The following is a 23,626-nucleotide window of genomic DNA, read 5'->3' as shown; positions in this document are numbered from 1 at the left end:
CGCGGCCACTGCACGTATGGTCGAGAACGTCATCTGGCCGGCCGCGCTCGACGCGGCGCTGTCCCGCAACGAGGGCCGGCGCGTCTCGCGCGAACAGGCCGTCACCGAGCCGACGGTCGACGAGATCGCGAAGGCAGTCCAGCAGGTCGGTTACGACGCCGTCATCGAACGCGAGAAGACGTATCCCCGCGAGTCCGAACCGCGGGGGCGCGTCCTCGTGAAAGACGCCGACGACGCGACCAAGAGCGACTTGCTGGGTGCCGTCGCGGCGTACCTGCAGGCCCTGCGGGCATGAAACGCGTCGGCGAGGTCGTCCGGATCGCACAGGGACTGGCGATCGTCCGCACGGGCGACGACGACTATCCCGGGTTCGGCACGGAGGTCGTGACCGAGGACCTCACGACTGCCGGCTCGGTGGTCGACGTGTTCGGCCCCGTCGAGAACCCGTACGTCGCCGTCACGCCCGACGACGAGGTTCGGCTCCCGACGCTGGTCGGCCAGCGGCTGTACGCCCGGTAGGCTCCGAAATCCTCATACCTGCGGCGACGGAGTCCCGAGCATGGAAGAGCGAAAGCGCGTCGTTCTGGGGCTCGGGATCGTCGTCGCGATCTTCCTGTTCGTCCAGCTGGCCGCCCTGGCCCTCGTCGAACCGTTCGACCAGGTGTACGAACCGGTCGAGAACCCCCAGGACCCGACGAACACGATCTACTACGTCGTCGCCATCCTCGTCGCCACCGGCGTGATGCTCGCGGCGTTCAAGCTCGGCGTCGACGAACTGATCCGGCTGCTGGTGGTCGGCTCCGGTGCCTGGCTCTCGCTGTACGTCTTCAGCGTCCTCGTCCCGCCCGCACCGCTGGTGTTGGGGATCAACGCGATCGCACTCGTCGGCGCGGTCGCCATCGGCGTCGGCCTGTACGTCTATCCGGAGTGGTACGTCATCGACACCGCCGGGGCGCTGATGGGGGCCGCGGGGGCCGGACTGTTCGGCATCAGCTTCGGCGTCTTGCCGGCGTTGCTCCTGTTGACCGTGCTCGCGGTCTACGACGCGATCAGCGTCTACGGTACCGAACACATGCTGACGCTGGCAAACGGCGTCATGGACCTGAAGGTCCCCGTCGTCCTCGTCATTCCGCTGACGCTGTCGTACTCCTTCCTCGACAGCGACACGCCCGACGCGACGGCCCAGACGGGTGCTCAAGACGACGCCAGCGACGACACGGCGGCTACGCCCGTCGCCGACGGCGACGGCGGCGTCGCTGTCGACGCTGACGCCGACGACTCCGAGGAGGGGGTCGCCGAGGAGAGCCCGCTCGAACGCGACGCCCTGTTCATCGGTCTGGGCGACGTGGTGATCCCGACCGTGCTCGTTGCGAGTGCCGCCCACTTCGCGAGCGAGGGGACGCCGGAAGTGCTGTCGATCCCGCTGCCGGCCCTGACCGCGATGGTCGGCTCGTTCGTCGGGCTCGCCGTGCTCATGCGCATGGTGCTGAAAGGGCGAGCCCACGCCGGCCTCCCGCTGCTCAACGGCGGGACCATCGGCGGGTACCTCGTCGGCGCACTCCTCAGTGGCCTGACGCTGATCGACGCGCTCGGGCTGGCACCGTACGTCTAGCGTCCCGTCAGCGCTTCGCTGGCCGGGGCGAACTCGATCTCCTCGCCGAGCCCGCGTTCGCGCGCTCGCTCCAACAGCATCTGTGCGGCCGCGACCGTCTCGATGGCCGTCCCGCCGCTGTCGAACAGCGTGATCTCGTCCTCGCTGGTTCGGCCTCGCGCCGTGCCGGCGACGATCTCGCCCAGCTCGGCGTGGACGTGGTCCTCGTCGACGACGCCCTCCTCGACGGCGTGGATGAACGCACCGGCGTCGTTCGTGACCCGATCTCGGAGGTCCGTGACGTACGTCGCCCGCTCGATCGTCGTCGCGTCGACCTCGCGTTTCTCGGGGTGGTACTGGCCCATCGCCGTCACGTGCGTTCCCGGTTCGAGCTCAGAGCCGTCGAACACCGGCTCGCTGGCGTTCGTGGCGGTCACGACGATGTCTGCGCCTTCGATGGCGGCAGACGGCGACGCGACGGCCGCGACGGTCGCGTCGAGTTGCTCGTTCATCTCGGCGGCGAACGACATCCGGCTGTCGGCGGTCGGCGAGTACACCTCGACTCGCTCCAGTTCTCTGACCGCGGCGGCGGCCTTCAGTTGTGCGCGCGCCTGTGCCCCGCTCCCGAACAGCGCGAGGTCGTCGGCACGCGGCGGAGCGAGTTCGTCGACCGCGACGCCGCCGGTCGCGCCGGTCTTGAAGGGGTTCAGCGACGCGCCGTCGAACACCGCCAGCGGGTCGCCGCTCTCGGCGTCGAACAGGGGCAACACGAAGTGAGCGTCCTGCCCGCCGAAACCGGCGGCGTAGGTGTAGCCACCCATCGCGCCGACCGTCGGCAAGATCGCCGTGTACCCCGTCAGCATTCCGGCCGGTGAGTCGGCGTACAGCGTCGTTCTGGGCCGAGCCGGCGCGCCGTGGCCCCGGTCGCGGTAGCCGTCGCGAACGGCTTCGACGTACTCCGGCATCGTCGCGAGTCCGTCGATGTCGTCACTCGTCAGGAACAGCGTCGGTTCGTCGGAAGCGGACATACGACCCCCTTCGAGACGAGGGGGTAAGAAAACGTCGTGGCGACGGGGACCTAGTCTGCGACCTGAGCCGACTCCGATCCGCTCGCGGTCGCCGGCGGCGAGTCGACCGGCGCACGGACGAACATCGCGTGTCCGATCAGGCCGACCGCGACGACAGACGCCATCGGAATCGCCGTGGTCAACGGGATGCCACCGATCACGAGTGTGCCGGAGATGCCTGCGAGCGCGACCGGAATGAGACCGAGTACAAGATCGTAGTATCCCGTCATGAATGTAATTATTAGTAGGATGAATACACGTATAAGCGTTTCGCATAATTACTCTGTTATCGTCTCTATAGGCATTCGATACTCCCTCTGTCGCCACTGCAAATACAACTCATAACTTATGAATGGCTATTCGATCGAGAATGTGTGTCTCAGGCCCCAAAACGTCGAAATGTGGCAATCGATGAGACGACGGCCGCCACTCGTAGCGTCCTCGTCTTGACCCGGCGCTGGCTGGTGTGACCAACGCTGTCGCCGTGGCGAGGATCAACCACTGCCTAGCGAGATATCCGCGCTGATAATCGGAACATAGCCACTGGACCCAATCGTACAGTGAATTATCTGACGTGATAACTAGGGGGTCGCGCTTAAGGGATCCCGTCTGCAACCGGAGAGCGGAGGGACAGAGGCACACCCTACTGCTCCCCTCGATACCTATGAGCACGAATGCCACGGACGACGTGACGGACGCCACGACCGACGAGCAGACTCGGCGATACGCCGAACTCACGATCGGTGACGACGAGTTCGTGATCTACGACCGGGAGAACCACCAGGCGTGGATCCAGTCGACGGTGGCGCTCGACGTAGGCACGCTCCAGTAGACGGGTCGCGTGGCACGCGGTCCCTCCGGGACGGGGCACTCACCACGGGCACGACACCGCTGTACGCGTCCCCATCGAAACGACGGGACCAGCCGATCGCCGGCCACAGACCGTTTCGATCGGGGACGATTCTCCACACACTCACCGTCTCGCGACGCACGCTGACGAGCGACCGCTGTCCATCGCTCGCTGCTACGGCGTGGCGACGACCGTGACGGCCAGCGGTATCAGAGCACCACCGACGCGATGGCACGCCACACGAGCAACAGGACGCCCCCGACGATCGCCGAGACGATCGCGAACGTGATCGCGGCGTTGCCGGGGAAGACCGCCGTCGCCCGAAGCAACTGGGCGACGACGACTGCAACGATCCACGCCGGCACGATCAGCGAGACCGCCCGCCCCGGTGACCTGATCGCGTCTCGCGTGTAGAGCCCGCCACCGAGGGTGACGACGGCGAGTCCGATCAGGAACGGCGCGAGCGTCCCCGCGACGCGGCCGGGCTGTGCGATCGGGTCGATGCCGTGGGTGATCTCGCCGATGCCGACGAAGATCGTCACCGCCAGCACGTCTCCCAGCGCGAGCAGGACCATCGACAGTTCCGGATCGACGCGCCGGCCGACCGACGAGGAGACTGACATACCTCCGTCTCGGGGTTCCATCGTCTTTGTTCTCCCGTTTCGTCACGCCGTCGAGCGGACGCCGGCCACGACGTAGCCGAACCCGTCTTCGACGATCACCGGCTCCAGCCCCGCGTCGGCCATCCGTCGGTGGAGTTGCCGGGGCGTGTCGAAGCGAGAGGCGAAGCCGACCAGGTGTTCTGTGGCGACCAGCCCTCGCCCCCTGATCGTCGACGGGTCGAAGTCTGCCACCACGAGGACTCCGCCCGGTGCGAGCACGCGCTCGGCCTCGCGGATCGCACCGTCGCGGTCCGGCAGGTGGTGCAGCGCGTCGACGATGGTCACTGCGTCGGCGCTGTCGTCTGCGAGTGGCAGCGTCGCCGCGTCGCCCTGGACGGTCGCCAGCCCGTGGCGCGTGGCCTGCCGGAGCATCCCACGCGCGGCGTCGACGACGAGTCGATCATCGGCCGAGACCGCTCTGAGTCCGCGACCGCTGCCGCCGGCTACGTCGACGACGCGGTCCACGTCTCTGTCGGCCTCGGCGAGTCCGGCCGCGAGCGCACCCGCGTCCGCCGACGGCATCAGGCGGTCGTACGCCCAGGCGAACCGATCGAAGACCGCGGCATCGCCGTGCATACCGGCCCGTCTCGGCCCAGACGCTTGACCGTGTCGTCGAACGTGACCGTGCGTTCGCTCCTCGCCGTTCTCGAATATGTATCATATAATGTGTTTTAGGGACGAAGGTATTTGATTGGGACACGTATGGGCGAATATGCGCCCGAGCACTACGACGACAGAGAAAGAATTGTACGAATGTTTCGATTGTGGCCAGCGCCAGCAGTCGACGACCGACCGAACCTGCGAGGAGTGTGGCGGCACGCTCCGGAACATCCACCGTTCGCGGGACCTGTAGCCGCCCCGGACCGCCGGACTCTTTCGCATCCCCGCCGAGGTGTCGGTATGGAGTTCGTCCTGCTGGGGTGGCCGCCAGAGGGCCCGACGCTCGAACTGGACTACCGGACGTTCAGCTACGCGGGCAAGTTCGTCATGTCGGCCACCGGCAAGGCCGTCGCACGCGAGGACGGCGAGATCGTCGCTGCGGTCGCGTTCAACGAGGACCGCACCGACGAGACGACTCTCTGGCTGCGCTACGTCACGGTCCGCGAGGATCGCCGCGGCGAGGGGATCGGCCCCAGACTGCTCTCGTTTACGCGCGCTCGGGCCGCCGACCGCGGGTACGACTCGCTTCGGATCGCCGTCAACAACCCATTCGCCTACGAGGCCGGCTACCGCTCGGGCTTTGCCTACACCGGCGAGACGACCGGCATCGCCGAACTCGTGCTCGCGTGGCCCGGCGACCGGTCGCCAGCGCGCTACCGGTCCGGTCTCGAACGCTACCGCGAACGCGACCTCAGTCCCGAAGAAGTCGCCTTTCTCGACGACCGTCGCGGTGCCGATCCACCGGCGACAGTCGCCGTCCCGGCATCTGGCGGTTCCTGACCGCTCGCGAGACGCCGACACGCTCTCGTGTCGCTGTTCTGTGCCGGTCGGAGCGACGCCCGTCTGTCAGTCGACCGGATCCGACTCGAAGACTCGCGTCTCGCAGTCCTCACAGGAGACGGCGGCCACTTCGTGGGTCGTACAACAGGACTCGACGGTGTCGGTGCCGAATGCGAGATCGCCGCCACACGAGGGACACGTCGTCAGGAAGAGCCTGAGACCGTTGAGCAGCTGGCCCCGGTGCGTGACGGGGACGCTCGCCCAGTCGTCGAGCCACTCACCCAGCACCTCCGCCGCGGCGATGTCGGCGACGAAAGCGCCGCGGGACTCCCAGGTGCCGACGTACTGGCCGTCGACGCGGGCACGGAACGCCGAGCCGTGCTCCTCGACGGTCACTTCCTCGGCCGTGGTGTCGAGCAGCGCCGGCAGGCGTTCCCGCCCCACGTCCGCGTCTCGAATCCGCTCGATGGCCTCGTTCCACTCGGTCTGGAACGGGTCGGTGAGACAGAGGTCCTCGCCGCCCCGGCACGGTTCGAGCGCGCCGGCCTCCATCAGGTACGTTTCGAGGTCGATCTCCGCCGGCTCTTCGGTCTCCTCTCTGACGGCGGGATCGGCGGCCGACTTCGCGACGCCCGCCGCGGCCTCGGCCGGTTCCTTCCCGAACAGCGCCAGCAGCCAGGACGGGAAGTACCGCTTGGTCAACGCGGGCGTTCCCGGCACGAGATACCCTTTGAAGTAGATACTCACGGCCGAGAGCAGGAGGACGACGCCCGCGCCAGCGACGCCGACGGCCGTCGTCGCCCAAGTTGCCCCAACCGCGGCGATACCCCCACTCAGCAGGATCCCGATGACGCTGTTGACCAGCGCACACGGCAGACACCGGTTCGAGCCGGTGTACTCCGGGTCCTGGTAGCGACGCAGTGTGTCTGTCGCCATACGATTCGTTACCGATCCGGACGATAATAAATCCCGCGTGGGGCTGGCGACGCCGACCACCACCATTCAAACCCCGCTCGCACTTACGTCGGTGCGATGGGAAACGCAGACCTACGATCGCTGGCGTCGCTCGAAGACGTTCCCTTCGAGGAGCTGGGTGACAGCGTCGTCGCCGTCGACGCCCACAACTGGCTCTACCGGTATCTCACGACTACGGTCCGGTTCACCAGCGACGAGAAGTACACCACCAGCGACGGGACCGAGGTGGCGAACCTGATCGGCGTCATCCAGGGACTCCCGAAGTTCTTCGAACACGACCTGACGCCGGTCTTCGTCTTCGACGGCGGCGTCACGGAACTCAAAGACGACGAGGTCGAGCAACGGCGCGAGGCCCGGGAAAAGCGCGAGGAAAAACTCGAAGCCGCCAGAGAGCGCGGCGACACGAGCGAGATCGCCCGACTCGACTCCCAGACCCAGCGCCTGACCGACACGATCCTGACGACGACCCGCCAACTCCTCCGGACCCTCGACGTACCGGTCGTCGACGCGCCCGCAGAGGGCGAGGCCCAGGCTGCCCACATGGCCCGTCAGGACGCCGTCGACTACGTCGGTACCGAAGACTACGACGCGCTCTTGCTCGGTGCGCCGCTGACGCTGCGCCAACTCACCAGCAGCGGCGACCCGGAGCTGATGGATTTCCAGGCGACGCTGGACCACCACGGGATCACCTGGGAGCAACTGGTCGACGCCGCGATCCTGATGGGGACGGACTTCAACCCCGGCATCGACGGCATCGGGCCAAAGACGGCCATCAAACTCGTCAAAGAACACGGCGACCTCTGGGGTGCACTCGACGCCCGCGACGCACACGTCGAACACGGCGACCGCATCCGCGCGATGTTCCTCGACCCGACCGTCACTGACGACTACGAACTCGATCTGGCGGTGAACCCCGACCTCGACGCCGCCCGCGAGTACGTCACCGGCGAGTGGGAAGTCGACGCCGACGAGGTCGCGCGCGCCTTCGAGCGCATCGAGGAGAGCGTCGTCCAGACCGGGCTGGACAACTGGACCTAGCCATCTTTTTGCCCGGCAGGTTCGAGTCGCGGCGAAGCCGCGCTCGAACCGCTTGGGCAAAAACATGGGTGAAAAAGGCGCAAATCGCCGAACGGCGATTTGCGTGAACCGGGCGACCTGCCGGGTCCTTCGGACCGCTCGGTCGCCCGGATGCTCGACAGAGTCCCTACCGCGCGGCCCACGAGTTCCCACACTCTAAACACACGGATACCGGCTCTGCACCGTCCTGACCCAGTTCCGCGCGGACATCGCCGCTGCCACACTCGGGACACTCGACGAGGGACTCGTAGCCGCACGCTGGACACGCCAACACTGTCTCCCCGTCTCGAACCCTCGGCTCCGTCCGGTCGTTGCCACACGAGCGACACGCCACCGGAACGCGGAGGGCGTCGGTGTCTCGCGGTGCGCCGATAGCCAGTACAGTCGCGGTCGCGTCCCCGTCGTTCTTGCCCGACTGGAACTCCCCGGGTGCGAACCGGACTGCTTCTCCCGTTCGGAGCGTGCACTCGCCGTCGAGCGTCTCGAAGGTCATCGTCCCGTCGAGACAGACGAAAATCTCCGCCTGATCGTCGTGGGCGTGGAGACCAGCCAGTCGCTCACCTGGTGGTACCCGGTAGTGGTTGAGTGCGATGTCGCTCGCACCCAGTGCGTCCGCGAGTCTGTTGCGAGACAGTGCCGCCAGTGGACGGTCTCGGTCGTCGGAGGCCAGCGTGACGTGGTTCATCGGTCCAGTCGTTTACCGTCGAAACTTCGATTGGGTCTTCGCGGTCTGTTCGGTGACGTTCGTGTCGCGTCGTCGCCCGACCCCATAATCCCGGCGACTGTGTCACAGAGCCGAGACGATCCGTCGACCGAAGCGGTGGGTTTTACGACGACCGGGGCGAGGTTCCACGTGTCATGAGCGACGAGTTCCGGACCGAACGCGACAGCCTCGGAGAGATGCAGGTGCCGGCCGACGCGTACTGGGGCGCACAGACCCAGCGCGCGGTCGAGAACTTCCCGATCTCGGAGGAGTCCTTCGGTCGACGCTTCGTCCGAGCGCTGGGCATCGTCAAGAAAGCCGCCGCACAGGCCAACGAGGACCTGGGGACGGTCGACGCCGAGACCGCGGGCTACATCGTCGAGGCCGCCGACGAAGTGATCGCCGGTGAGCACGACGACCAGTTCCCCGTCGACGTGTTCCAGACGGGATCGGGAACGTCCTCGAACATGAACGCCAACGAGGTCATCGCCAACCGCGCGACCGAGCTCTCGGGCGGCGAGATCGGGACGCGAGCGATCCATCCCAACGACCACGTCAACTACGGCCAGTCCAGCAACGACGTGATCCCGACGGCGATGCACGTCGCCGCTCTCGAAGCCGTCGAGAAAGACGTACTGCCCGCGCTGTCGACCCTGCGTGACGCTCTGGCGGACAAAGAGTCGGCGTTCGACGACGTAGTCAAGACCGGCCGCACCCACCTCCAGGACGCGACGCCGATCACGCTGGGCCAGGAGTTCTCTGGCTATCGCGCTCAGATCGAGAAGGGCATCACTCGCGTCAAGCACACGCGCGACCACCTCTCGGAGCTGGCGCTTGGGGGCACCGCCGTCGGCACCGGGCTGAACACCCACCCCGAGTTCCCCGCCAGCGCCGCCGAGTACATCAGCGAGGAGACGGGAATCGACTTCCGGGAGGCCGACAACCACTTCGAGGCCCAGGCCGCCCACGACGCCATGAGCGAGGCCCACGGCGCGCTCCGGACCGTCGCCGGCAGCCTCAACAAGATCGCCAACGACCTCCGCCTGCTCGCCTCCGGCCCGCGCAACGGCCTCGGCGAGATCGACCAGCCGGAGAACCAGCCCGGCTCGTCGATCATGCCCGGCAAGATCAACCCCGTCGTCGCCGAGGCGGTCAACCAGGTCCACAAGCAGGTCGTCGGCAACGACGCCGCCATCTCTGCTGGCGCTGCCGAGGGCCAGATCGACCTCAACCTCTACAAGCCGGTCCTGGCCAACAACTTCCTCCAGTCGGCGCGTCTCATCGCCAACGGCAGCGAGGTCTTCGCCGAGAAGTTCGTCGCCAAACTCGAAGCCGACCGCGAGCACTGCGCCGAGCGGGTCCAGCAGTCGATGGCGCTGGCGACGGCGCTCAACCCGGCGATCGGCTACGACAAGGCCAGCAAGGTCGCAAAGCAGGCCCTCGAAGAAGACAAGACCGTCAAGGAAGTCGTCGTCGAGGAGGGGTACCTCTCGGAGTCCGAGGCCGACGAGGTGCTCGATCCGGCGAAGATGACGGAGCGAGTGATTCTTGGACAAGAGTAGCCAGCGAGGCGTTTGATCGCCGAGCACTGGTCTTGTCCAAGAGGGGGACAGAGAGTAGCCAGCGAGGCGTTTGATCGCCGAGCACTGGTCTTGGTCCAAGAGGGGGACAGAGAGTAGCCAGCGAGGCGTTTGATCGCCGGCAAACCACCATTCGTCCGTCTCAGTCCTCGCCCGCTCGGACCCACGCCGGCTTCTCGACGGTCGTCGTGCCGAGCCGTTCGTACGCGAACGAGTAGCGGACGAACTCGCCCCAGTCGCTGTTGCCCCGCCAGTACTGCACCGAGAGCGACCGCACGAGCCCGTCGTGTCTGATCACCGCACTGACCGAGACGTTCCGGATCGGGCGCTCGGTGACGAAGGTTCGCTGTTCGCCGCGTAGTTCGTAGTGGCGCTCGCCGTCGTCGCGGCGGACGCTGACGGTCGCGTTGTCGATGGTCAGGAACCGCTCGATGGCGACCGTCGCCTCCCGGTCGAGTCTGGGACGCGGGGCCGTCGCGCCGAGTTTGCGCTGTCGTGTCTCGCCGTCCAGTTCGGTGTAGCGGACGTACCGGCCGTCGGGGTCCTGGAACTCGGAGTAGTTGTCGAAGTAGCGAGCCCGACTCTCGTCCCAGACGACGCGCTCGTTCGTCCAGTAAGCGTACGTCGACTCGTTGGCGACCCGGACGACCTGTCGCGTGTCGAGGGTCTCGTTGGCCGTCTCGCGGCTCGTCGACCGCTCGGTCGTGAGGGTGTAGGACTGGTCGGCCGTCGCGCGCTGGTGTGCGGCGGTGAGTTCGTCTACGTCTACGACGCCGTTCCCGGTGACGCCCGGCGGGAGTGTCCCGGTCTCGGTCGTGGCGTCGGCCGGCTCCGGAACCGGGGCCGGCGTGAGCGTCTCGGTGCCGCCGTCGGAGGTCGCGATGCCGCCACAGCCCGCCAGGAGTACCGCCGTGAGAACGGCGACGAGCCTGTGGTCCATATCCCTATCACGGGCTCGACGAGCAAAAGTGACACCCAGCCACCCGGCGGCCGATCGGTCCCGGACCGGCCGACAACGGTGCGTTTTTTGCGGGTGGGGCTCGGACCGCCCACTAATGACTGAGTACGACTACGAGGAACTCGGACTGGTGGCCGGTCTGGAGATCCACCAGCAACTCGACACGGCGACGAAACTGTTCTGTCAGTGTCCGACTCGGGTTCGCGAACCCGCGGAGTCGACGCGGTCGCTGACCCGCTATCTCCACCCGACCAAGAGCGAACTCGGCGAGATCGACGAGGCCGCGCTCGAAGAGAGCATGGTCGACCGGGAGTTCGAGTATCTGGCCTACGACACGACCTGTCTCGTCGAGGAAGACGACGAGCCGCCACACCGCGTCGACCGCGAGGCGATGGACGTGGCCCTGGAGATCGCCCAGCTACTGGACATGAACGTCGCGGATCAGGTCCACGTGATGCGCAAGATCGTCATCGACGGCTCGAACACCTCGGGGTTCCAGCGCTCGATGCTGGTCGCCAACGACGGCGAGATCTCGACCAGCGAGGGACCGGTCGGGATCGAGGACATGCTGCTCGAAGAGGAGTCGGCCCAGCGCGTCGAGGAGACCGACGCTGGCGTGCGCTTCTCGCTCGATCGACTGGGGATCCCGCTGGTCGAGATCGGCACCAAGCCCGACATCCGATCGCCGGCCCAGGCCCGTCAGGCGGCCGAGCAAATCGGAATGCTGTTGCGCTCGACCGGACAGGTCAAGCGCGGACTGGGGACGATCCGCCAGGACGTGAACGTCTCGATCGCCGACGGGGCCCGGATCGAACTGAAGGGCGTCCAGAGCCTCGACGATATCGACGATCTCGTCCGCAACGAGGTCCGTCGCCAGGTCGAACTGCTCGACATCAGAGACGAACTGAACGAACGTGGAGCGGGCGTCGGCGAGCCCCGCGACGTGACCGATCTCTTCGAAGAGACGGACTCGGGGGTCATCGCTGGCGCACTGGACGCTGGCGGCGTCGTGCAGGCGGTCCCGCTGTACGGCTTCGACGGCCTGGTCGGCCGCGAGATCCAGCCGGACCGTCGGCTCGGGACGGAGCTCTCCGACCACGCCAAGCGCCACGGTGCCGGGGGCATCTTCCACACGGACGAACTGCCGGCCTACGGCGTCACCGACGAGGAGGTCGACGCACTGCGCGAGGCCGTCGACGCCGACCCGGAAGACGCCGTCGCCATCGTCGCCGACGACCCCGAGACCGCACAACTGGCCATCGACGCCGCGGCCGAGCGCGCCGAGACCGCTCTCGACCGGGTGCCAGAAGAGACCCGGGACGCCAACGACGACGCCACGTCTCGGTACCTCCGTCCGCTCCCGGGCGCGGCGCGGATGTACCCCGAGACGGACGTGCCGCCGGTGACCCCCGACGAGAGCGAGGTCGAGACGCCGGAGCTGCTGACCGAGAAGGTCGACCGCTACCAGTCCGAGTTCGGCCTCGACGCCGGGCTGGCCGAGCAGGTCGCGTACGGCCAGCGCTGGCGGCTGTTCGAGGACGCCGTCGACCGGGGCGTGGACGCGACCCTCGCCGCACAGACGCTGGAGTCGACGGTGACGGAACTGCGCCGGGACGACGTGCCCGTCGCGCACCTCACCGACGACCACTTCCGGGCGACGCTGGAGCTGGTCGCCGACGGCGAACTGGCCAAAGAGGGCGTGCCGGAACTGCTGACGGCTCTGGCAGCGGATCCCGGGATGGACGCGGCCGAGGCCGCCGAGGCGGCCGGGCTGGGCAGTGCCGGCGAGGACGAGGTCCGAGAGGCCGTCTCGACGGTCGTCGAGCGCCACGCCGAGCAGGTGGCCGAGGAAGGTATGGGCGCGTTCTCGGCGCTGATGGGCGAGTGCATGGGAGAACTCCGCGGGAAAGCCGACGGCGACGTGGTCAGTGACGTGCTGCGAGAAGAGATCCAGAAGCGGGCGTAAACCAGCGTATTCCGCGGCTTAGCAGCGGTTCGCCCGGTACCTTGACCGTGGGTTTTGTATACACTGGGCGTCATAGGTTTGTGCATGGTACGCACCGGGGACCGCCTGCCAATCGATTCCGTCCCCGGTGGGACGACGCTGCTGTGCGTCGGCCCGCCGATGGCGGGCAAGCGACGACTCGCACTCAGACTCCTCGCCGACGGGGCCACCGACGACGATACGACCGTGCTCGTCTCGACGGACAGCAGCACGGCCGCCCTGCGCGCCGAGTACGAGAGCGCGCTGGACGGTGTGTCACCGGCGGTCGGCATCGTCGACTCGGCCGGCGACGCCTACGGCGAGACGGCGGACAACGAGTGGACCCGCCACGTGTCGATGCCGGCGGAGCTTGGCAACGTCGGGAGTGCCGTCCTGGACCTCCTCGACACGCTCGGCGAGGGCCGGGACGGCAGCGTCGATCGAATCGGCGTCCTCTCGCTGACGACGCTGGCGCTCAACGCCGACGTCGATCAGACGATCCGGTTCGTCCACTCGCTGTCACGGCTAGTCGAGGAGCGATCGGGGTTCGCCGTGCTGACGGCACACGAGAACTCCTTCAGCAAGACGGACCTGGGCCAGGTCGAGGCGCTGGTCGACGGCGTCGTCTACACCAGGGAGGGCACCGACGGTCTCGAAGTCCGCATCGAGGGCCTCGACGGCGGACAACAGTGGTCGTCCGTCCCCATCTCGACCGCGCCCCGGAGCGAACTCGGCGTTCCCCAGCCCGCGACGCCGGCCTCCGGCACCTCCGAGCCGACCGGCGCGACGACGGACCTGGCGTTCGACTCGCTTGCGGAACTGATCGCACAGGTCGACAGCGACCGGCCGACGCTGACCGTCTGCAACCGTGAGAGCCCGGACGACCGGCTCGAAACCGTCCGGGAGTTCTTCGAGGATCTCGACATCGACGTTCGCGAGACGGAGCTGGCGGCCGAGAACCCCAGAGACGTGGCGCTCTTGCATCGCGGCCCGGTCCAGATGGCGTCGTCGCCGCTCTCACAGCTGGCAAGCGGTGTCGAGACCGCCAACGCGGACGACGATCCGTTCGCGACACGCCGCGGTCCGGACGTGCTCGAAGCACTCCACGAGCGGGTCTTCGGCGCGCGCGGCGTCGAGAAGCAGTTCCTGATCGACGCCAGCACGGCCATCGAGATGACGGCCTGGCAGACCGGCGGCGGCCAGTTGCTCGCGGGCTTCCAGCACCTCTCGCGCTACTGGGAGAGCCAGCGATCGCGGCGGGTGATGCACCGGATCGCCGACGCGGGCGTCGACGTACACATCTACGGCGTCCCAGACGTCGTGCCGACCGTCGACCGCCCGAACGTGACGGTCCATCCCGACTCCTCGACCGAGATCGAAGAGTCGTGGTTCGTCACGTACGACGGGGACGGCCGCACCGACCGGACGGGAACGCTCGTCGTCCGCGAGACCGATCCGGAGGTCTACGAGGGGTTCTGGACCTACGAGCCCTCGATCTCCCGGGACGTGTTTCGCTACCTGCGTGACACCTACGGCGTCCTCGAAGAGACCGGACAGCAGGCACCGTCGTAGACGGCCGCGGTCGGCGTCACTCCTCGTCCGAGAGCCGCTGGCTCGCCTGTCGGAACAGCCCTCGCAACGTCGTCGTCTCGCGGCCAGTCGGGTGTGCGCGGCCGATCAGTCGCTGGAACAGCCGCCGCGTCTTCGCCCGTTTCTCCTCGGGGTGGTCGATCGCGTCGAGGAAGCCGGCGAACTGCTCGTGGAGTCCCTCGATCTCCGGCTGGGCGGCCCGGTCGTGGGTCGGGTCCGGAAGCTGGGTGTCCTCGACGGTCAGTGACCGCAGCTCGTAGAGGACGATCGTCGCCGCCTGCCCGAGGTTGAGCACGGGGTACTCCTCGCTGGCGGGGATCGAACAGACCTGATCGAGGCGTTCGATCTCGTCGTTGGTGAGCCCGACCCGCTCGCGGCCGAACACGATCGCGGTGTCGGCGTCGAGGCCAGCCAGGTCGTCGGCGAGGTCTCGGGGCGTCACGAAGGGGTACCGGACGTGCTTGCTCCCGTCTTCGTTCGTGATCGCGGTACAGCCGACGGTGTGGTACTCGCTGACGAGTTCGTCGAACGAGATCTCTCGGGCCTCGGGGAGAATGTCCTCGCGGGCCTGTCCGGCGTAGCCGTAGGCCTCGCTCTCGCGGGGGAGGTCGGGCGGATCGACCAGTAGTAGCTCGTCGAGGCCGAAGTTCTTCATCGAGCGAGCGATCGTCCCGACGTTGCCCGGCGTCTCGGCGTCGACGACGGCGACAGCGACCGAACTCATACGTTGAGGTCGTCTAGGTCGATGTCGAGCGCGTCCAGGTCCTCGTCGTCGATGCGCTCGATCTCCTCTTCGATGCCGGGCAGTTCCTCGTGGGGGTCCGGCGTCTCGGGGACGCCCTCGGGATCCTCGTCGACGTGTTCGACGCCCGCGTACCCCTCCGGGGCGCGGCCGCCGTCGGCGAACCAGCCGTGGAACGCGTCTTGCAGGTCTCGGGTCCCGATCAGCTCCTCGTCGGCGACCTCGCGGAACCAGTAGACGAAGTCGGTCTCGTGGTCGCGACAGAGGATCACCTCGCCGCGAGGTTCGCCGTAGATCACCTCGGCCGGCGAGCACTGCTGGGGGTCGTCCTGTCCGTACCGGAGCCAGCAGGCGTCACAGGGGTCCGAGAGCCGTTCTGTCAGCCGCAGCACGCGCGCCTTCGTGTCCTCGTCCATCGTCCCGAGCGGTCTGACGCGGCCGTCGTCGTCGAAGACCTCGTCCTCGTCGAAGCGCCAACCTCGGAGTCCGATGTTGACCTTGCCCATGTAGAGCGTTTGCCGGGCGCGGATAAAAGCGGCGCGATGCCGACTGTCGTCGGCACAGTGCTTATTCTGACCGAACCCCAAATCAGACGCATGGACCCGTTCTGGGTCGGACTGGCGCTTCTCGCTGGACTGGTCGCCGTCGTGCTGTGGCGGCGGCGAGCCAGCAGACAGCCCCAGCGCGGCGGTCGCCCGGTGTTGCCGGCGCAGTATTCGAGCCTACTCCAGGCCGACCACTCGCGATATCCCGGGCTGTGTTCGTCCTGTGGGACCGAGAACACGGCCGGGTACGACTTCTGCCGGGAGTGTGGCGAACGACTGCCCGGTGGGACCCGGGCACGGACGGACGTGGACGTATCGGACATCTTCGGTGAGTAACCGGACTCCAGCGACCGATCGGCGAGCGAGCCGGGGGTGTGAACGGACCGCCGCAAGCGGGCCGTTTTTGCGTGGTGAAGCCTCAGTTGGGCTATGCAGAACGTCGACGCCGCCGGACTCGGGATCGGTGACGACTACCCTACCCGGATCATGGGTGTGCTCAACGTCAGCCGGGAGTCGCCGTACGACCCCAGCGTGTTCGACGACCACGACGAAGCGGCCGCCTACGTCGACGAGGAACTCGTCGGCGAGGGCGCGGATATCGTAGACGTGGGCCTGGAGTCGGCCAACAAGCGCTTCGACGTGCTCTCGGCCGAGCAGGAACTCGACCGGCTCGACACGGCCATTCAGACCATGGAGTCGGTCAGCGGCGACGCGATCTTCTCGATCGAGACGCGCTATCACGAGGTCGCCGAGGCGGCCATCGAGGCGGGTTTCGACATGGTCAACGACATCTGTGGCTTCGCGGACCCAGAGATGCCACGGATCTGCCGGGAGTACGACGTCGCGGTCGGCAAGATGGCCAGTCCGCCGGATCTCGAACGGCCGGGAGCCGTCGAGGAGACCGACTGGGCGGCTCGCAAGTCTCCCTCGTGGGCCCAGCAGGCCGACTACGTCGATCAGGTGTACGAGGCCCTGGGGCAAAACGGGCTGACGGACAAGACGATCGTCGACCCCGCCTTCGGCGGCTGGTCCGAGGCGAAGACGCTCGCGAACGACCGCGAGACGTTCCGACGACTGCGGGAGTTTCGAGCGCTGGACCGACCGATCCTGGTCTCGATCAACCGCAAGAACTTCCTGCGATCGCTCGCCGATCGCTCTACCGAGGAGGCGCTGCCGGTGTCGCTGGCCGCCACGTCGATGGCGATCGACCGGGGCGCACACGTCGTCCGGACCCACGACGTCGCCGAGACGCTGGACGCCGCCCGCATCGGCGACGCGTTCGCCGACTCGCCCCTGCGTGAGGCGTCGCTCGGCGTCGAGGAACTGGACGTGACGAACGGCATGGAGGTCGCCCGACACGTCGAGGCAGTCGACGCCGACTTCGACCCCGAGGACGGGACGACGAGAGCCTTCCGGATCACCGGCCTCGATCCCGCCGGCCGCGAGTCGCTGGCAGCGGCCGCCGCCGACACGAACGTCCGAATCGCTGGCGAGTCGTCAGTGGTGGTCTTTGGCACACCACGTTCGCTGACCCGTCTCGCGGCGACGCTGGACGACAGCGGACGGGTCGGCGACGTGATGGAATGGATAGCAAACGACGTATAGTAAGAGAAAACTTATACCCAATGCCCCAGAAAGGACGGATGAAGGCCGAAAGGGCACCCGGGTAGGGGTACACGGTCGTGCCATTTCGGCTCAAACTACGGTTTATCCTGACACAAACTCGATAGCAGTAGCTATGGACTACCACCACTGGAACCCGGTTTACGAGGCGATACTGTCGGACTTTGGCTACCCGCGGGCTGGCGACGAGCGGGCCAGGGACCGACTGGCGACGCTGCTGGCTGGAGCCTCGACCCTCGATCCCGAGTCGATCGACCTGGCGGGGCAGACGGTCGCCGTCGCCGGCGGTGGGCCGTCGCTAGACGACGACATCGACCGCGCGGTCGACGCCGACGCGGTCGTCGCGGCGTCGACGGCAGCGGATCGACTCCTGGCGACGGGCGTCGCAGTCGACTGCGTGGTCACGGATCTGGACAAACACGCCGAGACAGTCGTCCGACTCACGAACGGCGGGACGCCGGTCGCGATCCACGCCCACGGGGACAACCTCGGACTCGTCGAGTCGACGGTGCCCGAGTGCGACCCGGCGGCGGTCCTCCCGACGACCCAGGCCGCCCCCGCCGACGGCGTGGAGAACTTCGGTGGCTTCACCGACGGCGACCGGGCGGCGTTCCTGGCCGATCACCTCGGTGCGGCCACGCTCGTCTTTCCGGGCTGGTCGTTCGACGACCCGTCGGTCAGCGCCGAGAAGCGCCGCAAGCTCGACTGGGCCGAGCGGCTGCTCTACTGGCTCGAACGACGCCGCGGCGAGCGCTTCGACGTGCTCGATGGGCGTCGCAACGGCATCGACACGTCGGCGTTGCCGGTCGAGTGACGCGAGTTCCACTCGGCGCTGTTCGGCGGTGTGGGTCGATCCGGATAGTCGCCCCCCGTTTCGGGAGGCTACCACAGCAGGCCGGCGTCCTTGACGTGGCGGTGCAACGCCGTCCGGTTCTCGAAGTGCTGGTCGCACACCGCACAGTGTGGCCGGTCGTTCGTTCGCTGCATGGTCGAGGGGTCGTCCCCGAGCCCGATCAATCGGGTGCCAGTGCAGAGAGGGTCGCGTCGATCTGCTCGGGATCTGCGGCTCGCGGGAACGAGACCGAGACGGCGTCGACGCCGTCGATGTCCGCGAAGCTCGCGAACTGTTCGCGACACTGCTCGGGCGTACCGGCCGCCGCCAGCGCGTCGAGCAGGTCGTCGTCGATCGCGGCCATAGCCGCCTCGTGGTCGCCGCCGGCCCACTCCTGTGCGATCTCGTGGGCGGTGTCTTCGTACCCCTGGCGGGCCAGCGCGTCCCGGTAGAAGGTGCCCATGCCGCCGACGTAGAACGCGATGTGCTGGCGGGTCAGCCGACGGGCCTCCGCGCCGTCGTCGAGCGCACAGCAGGGCAGCGACAGCGTCACGCGCTGTTCGCTGCGGTCGCGGTCCCCGAGGTCGCCGCCGCGCTCGAAGTCTTCGAGACGGTCCTGAAGTCCTTCTTTCGTCGTCATCAGCGCGTGCCAGCCGTCGCCAAAGCGGCCGGCGAGTTCGACGGACTTGGGACCCAGCCCACCGGCGTCGATGCCGGGGACGGGCTCCGGTGGCTCACAGCGAAGCCGGAACCCCGACAGCTGGAAGATGTCGCCGTCGTAGTCGACTGTCTCCCCCGCGAGGACGGACTTGACGATGTCGATCGTCTCGCGGGTGTAACGCAGCGGCCGCTCGAAGTCGACGCCGTGCCACCCCTCGATGACCATCGGGCCGGAGGGACCGAGCCCGATCCGCAGCCGACCGTCCGAGACCTCTTGCAGCGTCGCGGCGGTCTGGCCGATCAGGGCCGGACTCCGCGAGTAGACGTTCATGATGGAGGTCCCGATTCCGACCGACTCCGTCTCGCGGGCGATACAGGTCAGCGTCGTGACCGCGTCTCGCCCCCACGTCTCGGGGAGCCAGACGCGGTCGTACCCCAGCGATTCTGCGCGCTGGCTCATCTCGACTAAGGTGTCGACGCCGGGCTGTGCTGCGACGGGCAGGAACACGTCTCGTTTCATAGTTCTGGGTTCTCCTCGATGTCCGGGACACCGCGCGGCGTGATCGTCTCACCGGTCAGGAACGACGCGCCCTCGCTGGCCAGGAACTGGACCACGTCGGCGATCTCGTCGCTGGTGCCGACGTTGCGGTCCGGGTCCTCGCGGTCGACGTCGTCGGCCTCGATCCCCATCTGGGAGGTCAGCCCCGGAGTGGCGACGTAGCCCGGCGCGACGCAGTTGACGCGGACGCCGTCGCCGGCCCACTCGTAGCCCAGCGTCTTGGTGAGGTTGATGATCGCGGCCTTGGCCGCGGCGTAGTGGCTCATGTACGGCGCGCCGTCCTGGCCGGCGACGCTGGCGACGTTGACGACGCTCCCGCCGCCTTCTGCCAGCTCGTCTGCGGCGGCTTGCGTGCAGTTGTACGTCCCCGTGAGGTTCACGTCGACGACCGACTCCCAGCCGTTAGGCGAGATGTCGGTAAACGACGACATGAACGACGCGCCCGCATTGTTGACGAGCACGTCGAGACCGCCGAACTCGTCGACGGCAGCCGCGACGAGCGCCGACACCGCGTCTTCGTCGCGTACGTCACAGGCGACGCCGACGGCGTCCCCCGGATGGGCCTCGCCGATCTCGTCGGCGGCCGTCGTGATCTCGGACTCGTCTCGCGAACAGATCGCCACGTCGACCCCGTCGGCGGCGAACGCCTCCGCCGTCGCGCGGCCGATTCCGCGCGAGGCACCCGTGACGATGGCCACGTCGCCGTCGACACTGAACTGGTCTGGCATACACCCACAGAGGACCGCTCGCCTGATAAATCCGGGTAGAGAACACGATCGACAACGGAGCGGCCGTGGTTTCCTCGTCCTGGCTCGCAGGGCGTGAATACGACGTTCCGTCCGACCGTCCCACATTTATACGATCGGACGACGTAGCCGTGGGTATGGTTGGCATAACCTACGAAGACTTCCTCGACCTGTCCTACGACCCGGCCGACACCGATCTCGTCTGCGAGTTCTACGTCGAACCCGCCGCCGACCAGGACGCAGAGTCGGCGGCCAGCCGGGTCGCCAGCGAGTCCTCCAACGGCACCTGGGCGGAACTCCAGGTCGAAGGGGGTATCACCGACCTCTCGGCGACGGCCTGTGCCGTCGAACCGGCCACGGCGGCCGATCGGGACGGCTACCGCGTGACCGTCGCCTACCCCGACGCGCTGTTCGAGGGAGGGAACATGCCCCAGATCCTCTCCTGTATCGCCGGCAACATCCTCGGGATGAAAGCCGTCGACCGGATCCGCCTGCTGGACTGTGCGTGGCCCGAGCCGCTGGCGACGAGCTTCTCGGGCCCGCAGTTCGGGACCAGCGTCCGCTCGGAGATCTTCGACGCCGACGACCGGCCGATCACCGCGACGGTCCCGAAGCCGAAGGTCGGGCTCTCGACGGACCAGCACGCCCAGATCGGCTACGAGGCCTGGACCGGCGGGCTCGACCTCCTGAAAGACGACGAGAACCTCACCGACCAGGCGTTCAACCCCTTCGAGGACCGCCTGACCGAGAGCCTTGCCCAGCGCGACCGGGCCGAAGACGAGACCGGCGAGCCAAAGAGCTACCTGCTCAACGTCACCGCTGGCGGGACCGAGATGCTCGAACGGGTCGATCTGGCCGCCGAACACGGCTGTGAGTACGTCATGGTCGACGTCGTCACCTGCGGGTGGGCGGCCGTCCAGCAGGTCCGCGAACGCTGCGAGCGCCACGGGCTGGCGATCCACGCCCACCGCGCGATGCACGCGGCCTTCGATCGCCTCCCGTCCCACGGGGTCTCCATGCGGGTGCTCGCCCAGATCGCACGGCTCTGTGGCGTCGACCAGATCCACACCGGCACCGCGGACCTGGGCAAGCTCGCGAACGAGGACACCGTCGGGATCAACCAGTGGCTCACGGGCGACCTGTACGGGCTCGACGACGTGTTGCCGATGGCCTCCGGGGGACTGCATCCCGGCCTCGTTCCAGAACTGGTCGATCGCTGTGGGACGAACATCGGGATCCAGGCGGGCGGCGGCGTCCACGGCCACCCCGACGGAACCCACGCGGGTGCGAAAGCCCTCCGTGCGGCCGTCGAAGCCGCTGCCGAGGGCCGATCGATCGAGGCCGCCGCCGCCGACGAGCCCGCGCTGGCGACGGCCCTCGACAAGTGGGGCACGGAGACGCCCCGGTAGCCGGGACGAGAAAACTACCAGATTTTTGCCGACCCCCGTCTTACGGGTGGTCGTGTCGACTCCCGTCACCGACATCGAAGCCGTTCTGGAGGAGTCCGGGCCGGACTACACCGACTTTTCCTTCGAGCGACCGGGCAGTGGCCACCAGAGCGACGTGTACATGGTGACACTCGAACACGCCGGCCAGGAGTACGAGGTCGTCGTGAAGTTCGAACCCGACGACATGGAGTCGTTCGCCGTCGAGCCCACGCTCCACGACTACGTCTCGGAGCGAACGACGCTGCCGGTGCCGGATATCCTCGTGTTCGAACAGGACCCCGAAGCCGCTGTCCCGCCGTACTTCGTGACGGCGCGTCTCGAAGGAGACAATCTCGCAGAGAGCTACGCCGGCCTCTCGACGGCCGACCACGAGCGCGTCCTGAGACAGGTCGGCCGCATGCTCGGCGATCTCCACTCCGAGATCGCGTTCGAGGCGTTCGGCTGGCTGGACCTCTGGAACGACCGGATCATCGTCCGGGACCTGACCGCCAGCTGGCGTGCGTACTTCGAGCAGCTGACGACGGCTCACCTGGACGGCCTCGCGGACACGCCGTTCGCGGACCTGCGCGAGCGGGCCGAGCGCAACCTGGAGCCGGCCCTCTCGCTCGTCCCGGAAGAGGGCGTCCCGCGGCTGGTCCACGACGACTTCCGGCCGGCGAACCTCCTGTTCGATCCGACGCTTGACGACCCGATCACCGCCGTGCTCGACTGGCAGGACGTCCTCGCCGCGCTCCCGGAGTACCACCTCGCCCAGACGGAGTTTCTCTTCGTCGACTCGTCGTTCCAGGACGAGAGCGTCCGCGAGCGTCTCCGGACCGCCCTCTACGAGGGGTACCACAGCGAGCGCGCCTTCGCCTTCGACGAGGAGTACGTCCGGAAACGCCCGATCTACCAGCTCTCGACGCTGCTGTGGCGGATGGGCGGATTCGAGGGCTCGTTCGCCGAGGAGTCCGGCCTCGCACGGGCACGCGCCGAGGCCCAGTACCGCCAGGAGTTCGAGCGCCTCGTCGAGACGCTCCCGCGGCCCTGACTCATACTGCCGGCTGTCACTTCGTGAGGAGCTTCGCCACCCCGGGGTGGCGAAATCAGTCACAGACGTACAGCCGGTCGTATCACTCCTCCGGCCCGATGTCGAGCAGCGCCTCCACGTCGCGCCACTCCGCGTGGAGCCTGGCCCCGGTGGTTCTGGCGGCCAGTGCGCCACAGGCGTTGCCCACCGCCAGCGCGTACTCGTCGCTACCGGACTGGCTGGCGGCGAGAAACCCCGCGGCGAACGCGTCGCCAGCGCCCGTCGTGTCGACCGGATCGACGGCGAATCCGGGGTGGCTGATCGTCTCGTCGTCGGTCCGGACCTCGGCCCCGCCTGCGCCGTGCTTGACCACGACGCGGTCGACGCCGGACAGCAACCCGGCGTCGGCGGCGATGTCCGCCTCGCGCTGATTGAGAAAGACGAGGTCGACCTCGGCCAGCACCGGCTCGTACTCGCGCTCGGCCAGTCGCCGTCCGGGATCGAAGCTCACCGCACAGCCCGCCTCGGCCGCCCGCTGTGCGAGCGCGACGGCGGTCGCCGGCCGCTGGCTGGTCAGGTGGAGCCGATCGCTCGCGTCGAGGGTCCCCCGTTCGAGGTCGTCGGCCGTGAACGCCTCGTTCGCGCCGTCGTTGCCAAGCACCATCACCTCGCCGTCCTCCTCGACGACGAGGTACTTCACCGCGGTCGCGTCGTCGGCCTCGACCAGCACCGTCTCGACGCCCGCCCGATCGAGTTCGCGCGCCGCGAGCCAGCCGTGTTCGTCCGCGCCGACGCTCCCCAGCAGCGTCGTCTCCACGTCGAGCCCCGCCAGCAGGACCGCGACGTTCGACGCGCTGCCGCCCCCGGACTGACACTGGTCGACGATCCGGGCCTCGCCGTCCGGCTCGGGGAGCCCATCGACCTGCAGCGTTACGTCCCAGTTGACGTGGCCGGCACAGAGCACGCGCGACATTACGACACCGTC

27 protein-coding genes are annotated in these 23,626 nt (G+C 67.8%); 15 read left to right on the top strand and 12 right to left on the bottom strand.

Annotated features, from left to right (window positions below; genetic code table 11):
- Positions 1 to 16 precede the first annotated feature (16 nt).
- The 3 genes from srp19 to IL252_RS02060 are packed head-to-tail and all read left to right on the top strand — an operon-like array spanning position 17 to position 1,612.
- A complete protein-coding gene (gene srp19, locus IL252_RS02070; RefSeq protein WP_170094803.1) occupies positions 17 to 295 on the top strand; it encodes a signal recognition particle subunit SRP19 in 279 nt (92 codons plus the stop codon).
- Positions 292 to 519, top strand: coding sequence for an H/ACA ribonucleoprotein complex subunit GAR1 (locus IL252_RS02065; protein ID WP_170094801.1), 228 nt, complete (start codon positions 292 to 294; stop codon positions 517 to 519). Before srp19 ends, IL252_RS02065 begins: the two co-directional genes overlap by 4 nt.
- A 40-nt stretch (positions 520 to 559) precedes the next feature.
- A complete protein-coding gene (locus IL252_RS02060; protein WP_170094799.1) occupies positions 560 to 1,612 on the top strand; it encodes a presenilin family intramembrane aspartyl protease PSH in 1,053 nt (350 codons plus the stop codon).
- Here IL252_RS02060 and IL252_RS02055 read toward each other — a convergent pair.
- Both IL252_RS02055 and IL252_RS02050 read right to left on the bottom strand, forming a co-directional pair.
- Positions 1,609 to 2,619: an ornithine cyclodeaminase family protein gene (locus tag IL252_RS02055; protein ID WP_208626360.1), complete on the bottom strand. Its 1,011-nt coding sequence runs from the start codon at positions 2,617 to 2,619 to the stop codon at positions 1,609 to 1,611. The genes IL252_RS02060 and IL252_RS02055 overlap by 4 nt on opposite strands.
- 50 nt (positions 2,620 to 2,669) lie before the next feature.
- Positions 2,670 to 2,888 (bottom strand): hypothetical protein, encoded by a 219-nt coding sequence (locus tag IL252_RS02050; protein ID WP_208626358.1) that lies wholly within the window; start codon positions 2,886 to 2,888, stop codon positions 2,670 to 2,672.
- Positions 2,889 to 3,322: 434 nt separating this feature from the next.
- On the opposite strand from IL252_RS02050, the gene IL252_RS02045 reads away from it, so the two are divergent.
- Positions 3,323 to 3,490, top strand: coding sequence for a hypothetical protein (locus IL252_RS02045; protein ID WP_015763732.1), 168 nt, complete (start codon positions 3,323 to 3,325; stop codon positions 3,488 to 3,490).
- Between the two features lie 227 nt (positions 3,491 to 3,717).
- On the opposite strand, the gene IL252_RS02040 is transcribed toward IL252_RS02045, so the two are convergent.
- Together IL252_RS02040 and IL252_RS02035 are read right to left on the bottom strand one after the other, a co-directional pair.
- The gene (locus tag IL252_RS02040; protein ID WP_244256722.1) at positions 3,718 to 4,131 is read right to left on the bottom strand and encodes a DUF3054 domain-containing protein; all 414 of its coding nucleotides are present in this window, start codon (positions 4,129 to 4,131) and stop codon (positions 3,718 to 3,720) included.
- A gap of 42 nt (positions 4,132 to 4,173) precedes the next feature.
- Positions 4,174 to 4,746, bottom strand: coding sequence for a class I SAM-dependent methyltransferase (locus IL252_RS02035; protein ID WP_208626353.1), 573 nt, complete (start codon positions 4,744 to 4,746; stop codon positions 4,174 to 4,176).
- 136 nt (positions 4,747 to 4,882) lie between these two features.
- On the opposite strand from IL252_RS02035, the gene IL252_RS02030 reads away from it, so the two are divergent.
- Together IL252_RS02030 and IL252_RS02025 are read left to right on the top strand one after the other, a co-directional pair.
- Positions 4,883 to 5,023, top strand: coding sequence for a rubrerythrin-like domain-containing protein (locus IL252_RS02030; RefSeq protein ID WP_170094792.1), 141 nt, complete (start codon positions 4,883 to 4,885; stop codon positions 5,021 to 5,023).
- Positions 5,024 to 5,070: 47 nt separating this feature from the next.
- Positions 5,071 to 5,610 carry a GNAT family N-acetyltransferase gene (locus IL252_RS02025; RefSeq protein WP_208626350.1) on the top strand — a complete coding sequence of 180 codons (540 nt, stop codon included), beginning with the start codon at positions 5,071 to 5,073 and terminating at the stop codon, positions 5,608 to 5,610.
- A gap of 66 nt (positions 5,611 to 5,676) precedes the next feature.
- On the opposite strand, the gene IL252_RS02020 is transcribed toward IL252_RS02025, so the two are convergent.
- Entirely contained in the window at positions 5,677 to 6,546 is an 870-nt protein-coding gene (locus IL252_RS02020; RefSeq protein ID WP_208626347.1) for a hypothetical protein, read from the bottom strand.
- A gap of 96 nt (positions 6,547 to 6,642) precedes the next feature.
- On the opposite strand from IL252_RS02020, the gene fen reads away from it, so the two are divergent.
- Positions 6,643 to 7,623, top strand: a complete 981-nt coding sequence (gene fen, locus IL252_RS02015) for a flap endonuclease-1 (RefSeq protein WP_208626344.1) — start codon at positions 6,643 to 6,645, stop codon at positions 7,621 to 7,623.
- Between the two features lie 166 nt (positions 7,624 to 7,789).
- Here the strand turns inward: fen and IL252_RS02010 are convergent, their stop codons facing one another.
- Positions 7,790 to 8,347, bottom strand: coding sequence for a cupin domain-containing protein (locus tag IL252_RS02010; RefSeq protein WP_208626342.1), 558 nt, complete (start codon positions 8,345 to 8,347; stop codon positions 7,790 to 7,792).
- 173 nt (positions 8,348 to 8,520) lie between these two features.
- Between IL252_RS02010 and IL252_RS02005 the strand changes: the two genes are divergently transcribed.
- Positions 8,521 to 9,927, top strand: a complete 1,407-nt coding sequence (locus IL252_RS02005) for an aspartate ammonia-lyase (RefSeq protein ID WP_208626339.1) — start codon at positions 8,521 to 8,523, stop codon at positions 9,925 to 9,927.
- A 160-nt stretch (positions 9,928 to 10,087) separates the two neighbouring features.
- On the opposite strand, the gene IL252_RS02000 is transcribed toward IL252_RS02005, so the two are convergent.
- Positions 10,088 to 10,885, bottom strand: a complete 798-nt coding sequence (locus IL252_RS02000) for a hypothetical protein (RefSeq protein WP_208626337.1) — start codon at positions 10,883 to 10,885, stop codon at positions 10,088 to 10,090.
- A 115-nt stretch (positions 10,886 to 11,000) separates the two neighbouring features.
- Between IL252_RS02000 and gatE the strand changes: the two genes are divergently transcribed.
- Positions 11,001 to 12,869, top strand: coding sequence for a Glu-tRNA(Gln) amidotransferase subunit GatE (gene gatE / locus IL252_RS01995; RefSeq protein ID WP_208626334.1), 1,869 nt, complete (start codon positions 11,001 to 11,003; stop codon positions 12,867 to 12,869).
- An 84-nt stretch (positions 12,870 to 12,953) separates the two neighbouring features.
- Positions 12,954 to 14,459 carry a DICT sensory domain-containing protein gene (locus IL252_RS01990; protein ID WP_170094776.1) on the top strand — a complete coding sequence of 502 codons (1,506 nt, stop codon included), beginning with the start codon at positions 12,954 to 12,956 and terminating at the stop codon, positions 14,457 to 14,459.
- A 16-nt stretch (positions 14,460 to 14,475) separates the two neighbouring features.
- Here IL252_RS01990 and IL252_RS01985 read toward each other — a convergent pair whose 3' ends face one another.
- Together IL252_RS01985 and IL252_RS01980 are read right to left on the bottom strand one after the other, a co-directional pair.
- A complete protein-coding gene (locus IL252_RS01985) occupies positions 14,476 to 15,201 on the bottom strand; it encodes an RNA methyltransferase (RefSeq protein WP_208626332.1) in 726 nt (241 codons plus the stop codon).
- Entirely contained in the window at positions 15,198 to 15,725 is a 528-nt protein-coding gene (locus IL252_RS01980; RefSeq protein WP_208626329.1) for a hypothetical protein, read from the bottom strand. The genes IL252_RS01985 and IL252_RS01980 overlap by 4 nt, the downstream gene beginning before the upstream one ends.
- Positions 15,726 to 15,815: 90 nt before the next feature.
- Here IL252_RS01980 and IL252_RS01975 point away from each other — a divergent pair, with 90 nt between their 5' ends.
- The 3 genes from IL252_RS01975 (at position 15,816) to IL252_RS01965 (ending at position 18,201) form a co-directional block, all read left to right on the top strand.
- Entirely contained in the window at positions 15,816 to 16,100 is a 285-nt protein-coding gene (locus IL252_RS01975) for a zinc-ribbon domain-containing protein (RefSeq protein WP_170094770.1), read from the top strand.
- Positions 16,101 to 16,193: 93 nt separating this feature from the next.
- Positions 16,194 to 17,369 carry a dihydropteroate synthase gene (gene folP, locus IL252_RS01970; protein ID WP_208626328.1) on the top strand — a complete coding sequence of 392 codons (1,176 nt, stop codon included), beginning with the start codon at positions 16,194 to 16,196 and terminating at the stop codon, positions 17,367 to 17,369.
- A gap of 133 nt (positions 17,370 to 17,502) precedes the next feature.
- Positions 17,503 to 18,201 (top strand): 6-hydroxymethylpterin diphosphokinase MptE-like protein, encoded by a 699-nt coding sequence (locus tag IL252_RS01965; protein ID WP_208626325.1) that lies wholly within the window; start codon positions 17,503 to 17,505, stop codon positions 18,199 to 18,201.
- A 199-nt stretch (positions 18,202 to 18,400) separates the two neighbouring features.
- On the opposite strand, the gene IL252_RS01960 is transcribed toward IL252_RS01965, so the two are convergent.
- Both IL252_RS01960 and IL252_RS01955 read right to left on the bottom strand, forming a co-directional pair.
- Positions 18,401 to 19,399 (bottom strand): TIGR04024 family LLM class F420-dependent oxidoreductase, encoded by a 999-nt coding sequence (locus tag IL252_RS01960; protein WP_153553818.1) that lies wholly within the window; start codon positions 19,397 to 19,399, stop codon positions 18,401 to 18,403.
- Positions 19,396 to 20,166 carry an SDR family NAD(P)-dependent oxidoreductase gene (locus IL252_RS01955; protein ID WP_208626322.1) on the bottom strand — a complete coding sequence of 257 codons (771 nt, stop codon included), beginning with the start codon at positions 20,164 to 20,166 and terminating at the stop codon, positions 19,396 to 19,398. Before IL252_RS01955 ends, IL252_RS01960 begins: the two co-directional genes overlap by 4 nt.
- A 155-nt stretch (positions 20,167 to 20,321) precedes the next feature.
- On the opposite strand from IL252_RS01955, the gene rbcL reads away from it, so the two are divergent.
- The gene (rbcL, locus tag IL252_RS01950) at positions 20,322 to 21,593 is read left to right on the top strand and encodes a type III ribulose-bisphosphate carboxylase (protein ID WP_208626320.1); all 1,272 of its coding nucleotides are present in this window, start codon (positions 20,322 to 20,324) and stop codon (positions 21,591 to 21,593) included.
- A 52-nt stretch (positions 21,594 to 21,645) separates the two neighbouring features.
- Positions 21,646 to 22,662, top strand: coding sequence for a phosphotransferase family protein (locus tag IL252_RS01945; protein WP_208626317.1), 1,017 nt, complete (start codon positions 21,646 to 21,648; stop codon positions 22,660 to 22,662).
- 82 nt (positions 22,663 to 22,744) lie between these two features.
- Here IL252_RS01945 and IL252_RS01940 read toward each other — a convergent pair whose 3' ends face one another.
- Positions 22,745 to 23,614, bottom strand: a complete 870-nt coding sequence (locus IL252_RS01940; RefSeq protein WP_208626315.1) for a carbohydrate kinase family protein — start codon at positions 23,612 to 23,614, stop codon at positions 22,745 to 22,747.
- Between the last annotated feature and the right edge of the window lie 12 nt (positions 23,615 to 23,626).

The sequence above is a fragment of the Halomicrobium sp. IBSBa genome (genome assembly GCF_017612575.1).
In the GTDB taxonomy this organism is placed as follows: domain Archaea; phylum Halobacteriota; class Halobacteria; order Halobacteriales; family Haloarculaceae; genus Halomicrobium.
The sequence above is the reverse complement of the archived record's forward strand: the minus strand, read 5'-3'. Positions and strand labels throughout refer to the sequence as shown.